The following is a 10325-nucleotide window of genomic DNA, read 5'->3' as shown; positions in this document are numbered from 1 at the left end:
AGTTTTGCTTGTCTTCTTTTCGCAACACTAAGGTAAGTGAAAATTCTGACATGGCAAAATCCTGGGCAACTTTTTGTTGCTCAGGCACTTATAAATAATGTTAAACTATAGTGTTGCGGAATTAAGGATAAATAAGAATGAAAAGGAAGTTTTTTGCTTTCATCCTGCTCCTTTCTGCAGGCCTGTCATTGTCTTCATGTTTGAGCAGTGACGATGATACAAATATTGAATATACCCATGATACTGCCATCACTGCTTTTTCGCTTGGCACGATGAATCGCTATTATCTGGGAAAGACATCGGATGGTACGAAGGATTCAACTTATGCTACCACGATTGCTGGTTCTAATTATAAATTTTATATAGATCAGACCGCTGGTAAGATCTATAATGCAGACTCTTTGCCTGTTGGGACAAAGAGCAGTGCTGCCTTGGCTTCTATCACAGCCAAGCAGAGCAGTCCGCTGTTTTGGGTGCTGAAAAGTAAGGATAATAAAGACTCTTTGGTTTATTATTCCAGCTCTGACTCCGTAGATTTCTCTAAACCAAAGGAAATCCGAGTATTTAACAACGATTATTCTGCATATCGTACTTATACGATTACCGTAAATGTACACAAAGAAGGTCCTGATTCCTTCGTATGGCATTCTCTTGCAGCCCAGAATGGTGACTTGGCAGCTTTGGCTGGCATGAAAGCCGTTTTTGCGGGCAACTATGTCTATGTTTTCGGTAAGAGTAATGGTGGTACCAAGATTTTCAAGACTGGCCTGAATGGTGGTGCTTTTGGAAATCCTCTAACTCCTGATGTTGCTTTGGGTGAGGATGCCTATAAGAGCGCAATCGCTAAGGATGGTAAACTCTATATTCTCAATAATGGCGAAGTTCTCAAGTCTGATGATGCCATCAATTGGGAATCTGTTACTACTGACGCCTCTCTTCTGCAGTTGATTGGCGCAAGTAGCAACTATCTGTATGCTTATACTGCTGCTGGTATTGCCGTATCTAAGGACAATGGTGCCAGCTGGACTCCTGATGCAATGGATGACAAGGGCGCAGACTTCCTGCCAACAGAAAACCTCAGTTTGGTGGTTAAGCCTGTTCGTTCTGTAAAAGGCGCAGAAAACCTTCTTCTCCTCGGTAATCGAAAGGTTCGTGAGAATGAAGAGAAGGATACGGTCGCAACGATCTGGACTCGCACTTTTGATGCTGATGAAGCTACAGATTCTTATCAGTGGAACTATGTAGAATATCAGGCTCATCAGGCTGGTATGTTGCCTTATCTCAATACCCTCCAGGTGGCGCTCAACGATAGCGGTTATGTGGCTTTGGCTGCTGGCGACTATAAAGTGGGTAGTGCTACTGTGGAAAAATGTAAGTGGTATGTGAGCAAGACTGGTTTAGACTGGAGTGTGGATACAACAGTTGTGATGCCTGCTGAATTTGCAGTAAGCAGACCAGCTGCTTTCGTGCGTGATGCCAATAACTATTATTGGGTTATCAACAACGGATACGTCTGGAAAGGAAGATATAATAGAGATGGATGGAGAAAGGAATAAACTTATTTCTTTCTCTTGAGTCTATATATATAATAAGGTGTAAAATGCGCAGAATAGTTCTGACGATAATCGGTTTGGTGGTTGCTCTTGTCCACATCAGCGCCCAGGATGATCCCCAATATCGCATGGAGATAGGTGCGGGGGTAGGAATGGTCAGTTACGAGGGTGATTTCAATGGCAACGTGTTGAAAAACATGCAGCCGATGGCCTCGCTGCTTTGGAGATACAATTTCGACCCTTATAAAGACTTGCGCCTGAGCGCCAGTTATGGAAAACTGAAAGGATCGTCGGCGGATGTCAAGACTTATTATCCGGATTATGCAGAGTCAACCTATGAGTTCAATCATAATGTGGTGGATGTAAGTCTCGTCTTCGAGTATAATTTCTGGCCTTACGGTACAGGAAGAGACTATCGAGGAGCCAAACGGTTGACACCCTATATTTATGGCGGACTGGGAGCTACTTCCGTGTCTGGAGGCAGCAAAAGTGTCTTTACCGCCAATGTGCCTATCGGTATAGGTGTGAAATATAAAGTCAGAGAACGGCTGAATGTAGGTTTAGACTGGGGATTCCATTTCTCTCTGAATGATGAACTGGATGGAGTGAAAGACCCCTATAGAGTGAAGAGCAGCGGTGCATTCAAGAATACAGACTGCTATTCCATGCTGCAGCTCACAATAACCTATAGTTTCAAGGCAAAATGTAGAACATGTAATAAAGAAGAATAATGGCAACAAACTTAGATATGAGCAGAATACCAGAGCATATTGCCATCATCATGGATGGTAACGGGCGATGGGCGATGGAGCGAGGCAAAGAAAGAAGTTTCGGCCATCAGGCTGGTGTGGATACCGTTCGTCGTATCACTTCAGAATGTACTCGCTTAGGTGTGAAATATCTTACACTCTATACTTTTTCTACGGAAAACTGGAATCGTCCTGCCGACGAGGTGGCTGCTCTGATGGGACTTGTACTCACTTCTCTTGAGGATGAAATCTTCATGAAGAACAATGTACGCTTCCGTGTGATAGGTGATATAGGTCGTTTGCCAAAGCCTGTGCAGGAAAAGTTGCAGGAGACCATGGAACATACGGCTAAGAATGACGCCATGACGATGGTGGTGGCTTTGAGCTACTCTTCTCGTTGGGAAATCATGGAAGCAATGAGACGTTCCCTGAAGGATGCGATGGCTGATGGCAAGAAAAGCTATGATGAGATAGCCGGTGAATTGACTGAAGAGAATTTCGCCAAGCATCTCGAAACCAACTTTATGCCAGATCCTGATCTCCTGATCCGTACGGGCGGTGAATTGCGCATCAGCAATTATCTCTTGTGGCAGATAGCTTATTCTGAGTTGTATTTCTGCGATACCTACTGGCCTGATTTCATGGAGGAAGATCTTCAGAAGGCAATAGCTGACTATCAGAATCGTCAGCGCAGGTTTGGCAAAACTGAGGCTCAGGTGGAAAAAGGAGAGTAATGCTACTATTACTCGGGAGTCATATTAGGAAAGAATATATTTGAAAATATACATAATAAGTAAATGAATAAGATAAGAAAGGTTTTCATCCTGCTGTTCGGTGTAATGGCTTGTTTGCAGGTGACGGCACAAGACAAGATTGTGAATCCTGACATCTCGTATGCAGGAAATCCCCGTAATCTGGTCATTGGAGGCATCAACGTATCAGGAGTGGAAGGATATGAGGATTATGTGCTTACTGGCATCTCTGGCCTGTCGGTCGGTGATAGAATCGATGTGCCGGGAGATGATGTGACCAATGCCGTCAAGCGATATTGGAAGCATGGACTGTTTTCAAAAGTGGCGATTGCTGCCGACTCTATTGTGGGTGAAAAACTTTATCTCCACATCTATCTGGCCGTTCGCCCTCGTATCTCTAACATCAATTATATCGGCCTGAAAAAGAGCGAGCGAGAGGATATGGAGCAGAAATTGGGTATGGTAAAGGGTACACAGGTGACTCCAAACATGCTCGACCGTGCCAAGATTCTTGCCAAGAAATACTTTGATGACAAAGGTTTCAAGAATGCGGATATCCAGATCAACCAACGTGATGATGTAGCCAACAAAGGACAGGTTATCCTGGATGTAATCGTAGATAAAAAGGAGAAAATCAAGGTTCATCAGATTACCATCGATGGCAATGAGAAACTTTCTGACCGCAAGATTAAGGGTGGCTTATTCTCCAAAGGCGCATTCGCCAAGACTCATGAGGCAGGAAAATTTGCTACTTTCTTCAAATCTAAGAAGTTTACACCAGAACGCTGGAAAGAGGATAAGGCTAAGCTGATAGATAAATACTACGAGTATGGTTATCGTGATGCCCAGATTCTGGAAGATAGCGTCAGCAACTACGATGAGAAGCATGTCAATGTATATGTGAAGGTAGATGAGGGTAAGCAATATTTCATCCGTAATATCACGTGGGTGGGTAATACTGTCTATGATACAGACCGTCTGAATGCTCTGCTCACCATGAAGAAGGGTGATGTATATAATCAGAAACTCTTGCACAAGCGCTTGAATGAGGATGATGATGCGGTGGGAAACCTCTATTATAATAATGGTTATGTGTTCTCTAACATCAATCCTGCCGAAATCAATATCGATGGCGACTCTATCGACCTCGAAATGCGCGTCACTGAGGGCCCTCAGGCTTATCTGAGCCATGTACGCATCAACGGTAATACCCGACTCTATGAGAATGTAGTACGCCGCGAACTCCGTACGAAGCCAGGCGATCTCTTCTCTAAGGATGCTATCATGCGTTCTGCACGTGAGTTGGCTTCTATGGGACACTTTGATGCTGAAAAGGTGAACCCGGATATCAAGCCAAACTATGAGGATGGTACTGTGGATATCAACTGGAACTTGGAGCAGAAGAGTAATGACCAGATTGAGTTCTCACTCGGTTGGGGACAGACGGGTGTCATCGGACGTGTGGGCTTGAAGCTCAACAACTTCTCTATGGCAAACCTCTTCAACAAGAACAAGGAGCATCGTGGTATCATGCCTATCGGTGATGGTGAGGTGCTCAGTATCGGTGCACAGACCAATGGTACCTACTATCAGAGCTACAATGTAAGCTACTCTACCAATTGGTTTGGTGGCAAGCGACCTGTTCAGTTCAGCGTAGGTGCATACTATAGTAAGAGTACTGACGTGTCAAGCAACTATTATAACAGTGCTTACATGAACAACTACTATAGCTACATGTATGGTTACGGTTCCAGCTATTACAATAACTACGAGAATTATTACGACCCAGATAAGTATATCCAGATGGTCGGCGTAAGCCTCGGTTGGGGTAAGCGTCTCCGTTGGCCAGATGACTACTTTACTCTGTCTGTGCAGTTGGCTTACCAGCGCTACATGATGAAGAACTGGAGTTATATGTTGATGAATAATGGTAATGCGAATAACTTGAACTTGACAATTTCGCTGAACCGTACATCAACAGATAATCAGCTCTTCCCACGTACTGGTTCTGAGGTAGAGGCTTCTGTCAACCTGACTCCACCATGGAGCTTGATGAACAACAAGGATTATGAGCATCTGGCAACCAACAGAAACTCACCAACTTATGCTCAGGAACAGCAGGAGAAATATCGCTGGATAGAGTATCATAAGTGGAAGTTCAAGGCTAAGACTTATACCGCATTGAGCGGAGGTCAGAAGTGCTTTGTGTTGATGACCCGTGTGGAACTCGGTTTGTTGGGAGCTTACAATAAATACAACAAGAGTCCATTTGAGACCTACTATGTGGGTGGTGACGGTATGAGCGGTTATTCATCCTATTATGGTGAGGAAACCATCGGTCTCCGTGGTTACGAGAATGGTTCTGTATCTTATAGTGCCAGCACAGGTTACTATGCTTATGCATACGACCGTTTCTCATTGGAACTCCGTTATCCGTTCCTTTTGGGTAATACCACTATTTATGGTTTGACCTTTGTAGAGGCAGGTAATGCATGGTATGACACCAAGAAGTTCAATCCATTCAGCATGAAGCGTAGTGCCGGTGTCGGTGTACGTATCTTCTTGCCAATGGTCGGCTTGATGGGTATCGACTGGGCTTATGGTTTCGACAAGGTTTGGAACGGAAGCCAGTATAAGAAGGGTGGAAGCCAGTTCCACTTTATCCTCGGTCAGGAGTTCTAAGACAAATGACAAATGAGAAATGACAAATGAGAAATGACAAATAAGAATTGATATAATTGGAGGAATTCTTATGAAGAAGATGATATTGATGCTGATGATGGCTGTAGCAGCCATCACAGCCCATGCGCAGAAATATGCGCTGGTTGATATGGAATATATCCTGAAGAATGTGCCTGCTTACGAGCGTGCCAACGAACAGTTGAATCAGGTGAGCAAGAAATGGCAAGCTGAGGTAGAGGCGCTCAATCTGGAGGCAAGTACTATGTACAAGAACTATCAGAACGAGGTGGTTTTCTTGTCACAGGAACAGAAAAAAGCCAAGCAGGATGCCATCATGCAGAAGGAGAAGGAAGCCAGTGATCTGAAGAAGAAATACTTCGGACCTGAAGGGGAACTCTACAAGAAGCGTGAAGCGCTGATGACTCCTATACAGGAGGAAATCTACAATGCAGTGAAGGAAATCGCTGATTTGCGTGGCTATTCGCTGGTGCTCGACAGAGCCAGCAATGCTGGTATCATATTTGGTTCTCCAAAAATCGATATTAGCAACGAAGTGCTTCAAAAATTAGGTTATTCCAATAATTAGTTGTATATTTGCAGCGAGAGTTATAAAAGTGAGTTGACTGTGGACAATATGTCCATCTGAAAACCTATTTGGAAATTAATAATTAAAAGAATAAAAACAATGAAAAAGCTTATTTTAATGTTGATGCTTTGTGCACCAATGACAATGATGGCACAGAAGTTTGGTAAGGTAAATACCCAGACTATCATGCAGGCTTTGCCTGATGTTGCTAAAGCTAATGGTGAGCTTGAGGCACTCCAGAAGCAGAAGGAGAACGATTTGAAGTCTATGCAGGATGAGTTCCAGCGCAAGGCTGACGAGTATCAGAAGGGTCAGAGCACAATGAACGCTACTGCTAAGCAGCAGAAGGAAACTGAGTTGCAGGGTCTTCAGCAGAAGATTCAGCAGGCTTATCAGGACGGTCAGCAGGAATTGCAGAAGAAGAGCAGCGAGCTGATGCAGCCTATCGTGGCTAAGGTGCGTGCTGCTATCGAGGCTGTTGGTAAGGCTGGCAACTACACTTACATCTTCGAGGAAGGTGCTGCTGTTTACACAGGTACCAATGTAGTTGATGTAACTAAGGAAGTACAGGCTAAGATCAAGTAATTTCGGTTATTTCCAACTAAGATAGTGGGGGCAGGCACAAGTGCTTGCCCTTGTTTCTCTTTTCAGTATTTATATATAATAGGTATGAATATGCCTATTCTAATCCAACACTTCATGATGAAAAAGACATTCCTTTATTTGGTTCTGGCAATGATGCCCGTGCTGGCATCTGCCCAGCAGATGGCTACTTCTGCTCCTAAAGCGAGTGAGGCTACTGCTGTTCCTACTGCGGGTGCAGAGGCTCCGTCTGCAATCCGTTTCGGCTATTTCAGCTTCGAAGAAGTCTTTCGTACAATGCCTGGTTATGCGATAGCCAAGCATCATATGGACGATCTTCGCTTGAAGTATGATGCCGAAACCAAGCGCTCGGAGGACGAGTTTAACAGCAAGTATGAGGAGTTTCTGGATGGTCAGCGTAATTTCGCTCCTTCCATCCTGGAAAAACGACAGGCGGAACTTCGTGAACTGATGGCTAAGAATATGGCTTTCAAAGCTGAGTCGGAACGTCTGCTGAAACAGGCTGAGGAAGATGCTTATGCTCCCCTGAAAAAACAAATCAGAGAGGCTTTGCAGAAGATAGGCAAGGCGAAAGGATATGCTTTTATCCTGAATTCAGACCACGATTCACTTCCATACGTTGATGCTGCGATGGGAGAGGATATTACCGAACTAATCAAGGAGAATTTGAAATGATGTTACCTTCTAATCCTGGCCCTATCGGAATATTTGATTCCGGATATGGTGGGTTGACTATCCTGCATGGACTTCGTCAGCTTCTTCCTCAGTACGACTATATGTACTTGGGTGATAATGCACGTGCGCCGTATGGTTCCCGCTCTTTCGAGGTGGTGTATAAGTTTACGCGCCAGGCAGTACTCAAACTGTTTTCCATGGGTTGCCACCTGGTGATTCTGGGTTGTAATACGGCTTCAGCCAAGGCGCTTCGCTCTATCCAGCAAAGAGATATCCCTGAGTTGGATCCAAGCCGCCGTGTGCTGGGTATTATCCGTCCTACTGCTGAGGTTATCGGTAATATCACCAAGAGTAACCATGTTGGTCTGTTGGCAACGGAAGGTACTATCAAAAGTCAAAGCTATGACTTGGAGATTGCCAAACTCTGGCCTGAAGTCAAGGTTAGCGGTGTTGCTTGTCCGCTATGGGCGGCTATCGTAGAAGCCAATGAGGCTGATAGTCCGGGTGCTGATTATTTCGTCAAGAAGCGCATTGACCAACTGATGCGTAAAGATGCTGACATAGATACGATTATCTTGGGATGTACACATTATCCATTGCTGATGAACAGCATTGTGAAAAACCTTCCCGATGGTGTGCGGGTTGTGCCACAAGGAATGTATGTAGCTGAGAGTCTGAAAAATTACTTGAAGCGGCATCAGGACATGGAGAATATGATTACCAAGAAAGGTACCTGCCAGTATCTGACTACTGAAAGTGAGGAAAAATTCAAGGAGTCTGCTCAGATCTTCCTGCATGAAAGTGTGGAGGTGAAGCATGTGGACCTTGAATAGTGTTAAACTGAGTAATGTTTAATTTTTTAGTCAATCATACTAATTTGATTATTCATTCTGATTTAGTTAATCATTCTAATTGAAAAGATTATGCAAGAAACAAGACAAAACCGTATATCCAGACTTCTCCAGAAGGAGTTGAGTCTTATTTTCCAGTCACAAACTCGTATGATGCATGGTATCATGGTGAGTGTGACCAAGGTTAAAATCAGTCCAGACCTCAGTATCTGTACTGCTTATCTGAGTGTGTTCCCTTCTGAGAAAGGAGAGGAAATCCTGAAGAATATCACCGCTAATGAGAAAACCATTCGTTATGATTTGGGCAAGAAGGTAAGAAACCAATTGCGTATTATTCCAGAATTACGCTTCTTCCTCGATGATAGTCTGGATTATTTGGAGCGTATAGATGAACTCTTGAAAAAGTAAAAACGTAAGAAAGTAAAAGAGTAAAAAGGTAAAAGACAAATGAATTTTCCATTTTTCATTGCTCGCAGATATCTCTTTTCCAAGAAGAGCACTCATGCCATCAATATCATCAGTGCCATCTCGGCGATTGGTGTGGCTGTGGCTACGATGGCGCTGGTCATCGTGCTGAGTGTGTTCAATGGATTCCATGACTTGGTGGCAACTTTGTTTACCAGCTTTGATCCACAGTTGGAACTCGTTCCTACAAAAGGTAAGACGGCGCCTTGCGATGACCCTATCTTGACCAAAATTCGCCAGTTGCCGCAGGTAGATGTTGCAACAGAGTGTGTGGAAGATCAGGCGCTGGCTGTCTATCAGGACCGTCAGGCTATGGTTACCATCAAGGGTGTGGATGATAATTTCAGCGACCAGTCGCATATCACTGACATCCTCTATGGTGATGGTACATTCTCACTTCATGCTGCCAACTTGGAATATGGAACCTTGGGTATCCGCTTGGCGCAGACCCTTGGTATCGGTGCGCAATGGGATGGTTTTCTGAAGATTTATGCACCGATGAAGGAGGGACAGTTGGATATGTCAAATCCTTCAGAGGGATTTGTAGTTGATTCTCTGGTCTGTCCGGGCGTATTGTTTGCTGTCAAGCAAGCCCGTTATGACAAGAGTTACATTCTGACTTCCGTAACATTTGCCCGTAATCTTTTTGGGCAGCAGGGAATGCTTTCTTCGCTCGAACTCCGACTGAAAGATGGCAGTGATTTAGGTGCCGTGAAGAAGGAGATGCAGCAGATTGCTGGAGATAAGTACCGGGTGCTGGATAGATTTGAACAGCAGGAAGATACTTTCAAGATTATGTCTATTGAGAAGATGATAGCTTATATCTTTCTTACGTTTATCTTGATAGTGGCTTGCTTTAATATCATCGGTTCGTTGTCCATGCTGATCATCGATAAGAAGGATGATGTGCTTACTTTGCGCAACTTGGGAGCCAGCGACAAGCAGATAGCCCGTGTGTTCCTTTTTGAAGGTAGAATGATTTCTGCCATTGGAGCCATCATCGGTATTGGTATTGGTTTGTTGCTCTGTCTCTTACAGCAGGAATTCGGATTTGTGAAACTGGGTGATTCTGCTGGCTCTTTCATCGTTGATGCTTATCCGGTAAGTGTACACTATTCAGATGTTGCCATTATCTTTGTCACGGTGCTGGCAGTCGGCTGGTTAGCCGTCTGGTATCCAGTGAGGGCTTTGAGTAAGCGTCTATTAGGTTAAAAAAGATGTAAAGGTAGTGTTACGAAGGGTAACACTGCCTTTGTTGATTCTATATGGATGGTTTAAGTTTTTTTCATTTTGATTCTTTTTTCTTTTTGATTCGGCTTTTCATTGTGCGTAGTGCAGAGTTGCTGAGAGCCATCATTTCTGCGACTTTTGCTTCCGTTTTTCCTTCATGCTGGAGGATAAGAAAGATT

General features: G+C 44.1%; 10 protein-coding genes. All 10 read left to right on the top strand.

What is annotated here, in order from left to right; genetic code table 11:
- The first annotated feature begins 137 nt into the window (after positions 1–137).
- On the top strand, positions 138–1556 hold the full coding sequence (locus EXN75_RS16325; RefSeq protein ID WP_134844622.1) for a DUF6242 domain-containing protein: 1419 nt from the start codon (positions 138–140) through the stop codon (positions 1554–1556).
- Between the two features lie 44 nt (positions 1557–1600).
- Positions 1601–2284, top strand: coding sequence for a type IX secretion system protein PorG (gene porG / locus EXN75_RS16320; RefSeq protein ID WP_118115968.1), 684 nt, complete (start codon positions 1601–1603; stop codon positions 2282–2284).
- Positions 2284–3036 carry an isoprenyl transferase gene (locus EXN75_RS16315; RefSeq protein ID WP_022110605.1) on the top strand — a complete coding sequence of 251 codons (753 nt, stop codon included), beginning with the start codon at positions 2284–2286 and terminating at the stop codon, positions 3034–3036. The genes porG and EXN75_RS16315 overlap by 1 nt, the downstream gene beginning before the upstream one ends.
- Before the next feature lie 63 nt (positions 3037–3099).
- A complete protein-coding gene (locus EXN75_RS16310; protein WP_022110604.1) occupies positions 3100–5736 on the top strand; it encodes a BamA/OMP85 family outer membrane protein in 2637 nt (878 codons plus the stop codon).
- A gap of 70 nt (positions 5737–5806) precedes the next feature.
- Positions 5807–6322, top strand: coding sequence for an OmpH family outer membrane protein (locus tag EXN75_RS16305; RefSeq protein WP_118115964.1), 516 nt, complete (start codon positions 5807–5809; stop codon positions 6320–6322).
- Between the two features lie 99 nt (positions 6323–6421).
- Positions 6422–6907: an OmpH family outer membrane protein gene (locus EXN75_RS16300; protein ID WP_118115962.1), complete on the top strand. Its 486-nt coding sequence runs from the start codon at positions 6422–6424 to the stop codon at positions 6905–6907.
- Between the two features lie 117 nt (positions 6908–7024).
- The gene (locus EXN75_RS16295; protein ID WP_134844623.1) at positions 7025–7600 is read left to right on the top strand and encodes an OmpH family outer membrane protein; all 576 of its coding nucleotides are present in this window, start codon (positions 7025–7027) and stop codon (positions 7598–7600) included.
- Positions 7597–8433, top strand: a complete 837-nt coding sequence (gene murI / locus EXN75_RS16290; protein WP_134844621.1) for a glutamate racemase — start codon at positions 7597–7599, stop codon at positions 8431–8433. Before EXN75_RS16295 ends, murI begins: the two co-directional genes overlap by 4 nt.
- A gap of 90 nt (positions 8434–8523) precedes the next feature.
- The gene (rbfA, locus tag EXN75_RS16285; RefSeq protein WP_022110599.1) at positions 8524–8859 is read left to right on the top strand and encodes a 30S ribosome-binding factor RbfA; all 336 of its coding nucleotides are present in this window, start codon (positions 8524–8526) and stop codon (positions 8857–8859) included.
- A gap of 39 nt (positions 8860–8898) precedes the next feature.
- The gene (locus EXN75_RS16280) at positions 8899–10128 is read left to right on the top strand and encodes an FtsX-like permease family protein (RefSeq protein WP_134844620.1); all 1230 of its coding nucleotides are present in this window, start codon (positions 8899–8901) and stop codon (positions 10126–10128) included.
- Positions 10129–10325: the final 197 nt, after the last annotated feature.

Source organism: Segatella hominis (assembly GCF_004535825.1).
In the GTDB taxonomy this organism is placed as follows: domain Bacteria; phylum Bacteroidota; class Bacteroidia; order Bacteroidales; family Bacteroidaceae; genus Prevotella; species Prevotella hominis.
Note: the sequence above shows the minus strand (reverse complement) of the source record. Positions and strands in the feature narration are given on the sequence as shown.